Genomic DNA, 387 nt, shown 5'->3' with positions numbered 1-387 from the left:
GAATAAAGTTGTTCATATTATCCATTCACATAGTCGGGAATCATTCCTTCCTGAATTAAAAAACGCATCTGAACCGGACGATGCTTGGCATGCAGATGTAAATGTCACTTTAGTAGGCGAGAGATTAGGAAAAGAATTAGAAAAGAGAGGTATCGGAACGGAGGTCGACAAAACTGATATTAGTGGTATGTTAAGCGAACTTGGATGGAGCTATCCTCAGTCCTATGAAGCGTCAAGAGATCTTATAAAAACAGCCATGGAAAACAATCAAGACTTAGAATTTTTCTTTGAAATCCATCGCGATGCATTACGCAGAGATATAACAACCGTTACAATTAACGGGATAGAATACGCACGAACTTATTTTGTTATTGGGAAAAATAACCC

General features: G+C 38.0%; 1 protein-coding gene. It reads left to right on the top strand.

What is annotated here, in order from left to right:
- Positions 1–387 (top strand): stage II sporulation protein P (locus KH400_RS22020; protein ID WP_217228272.1); only part of this gene is annotated, 387 nt, incomplete at both ends.

It is taken from the genome of Desertibacillus haloalkaliphilus (genome assembly GCF_019039105.1).
Taxonomy (GTDB): domain Bacteria; phylum Bacillota; class Bacilli; order Bacillales; family KJ1-10-99; genus Desertibacillus; species Desertibacillus haloalkaliphilus.
The sequence above is the reverse complement of the archived record's forward strand: the minus strand, read 5'-3'. Positions and strand labels throughout refer to the sequence as shown.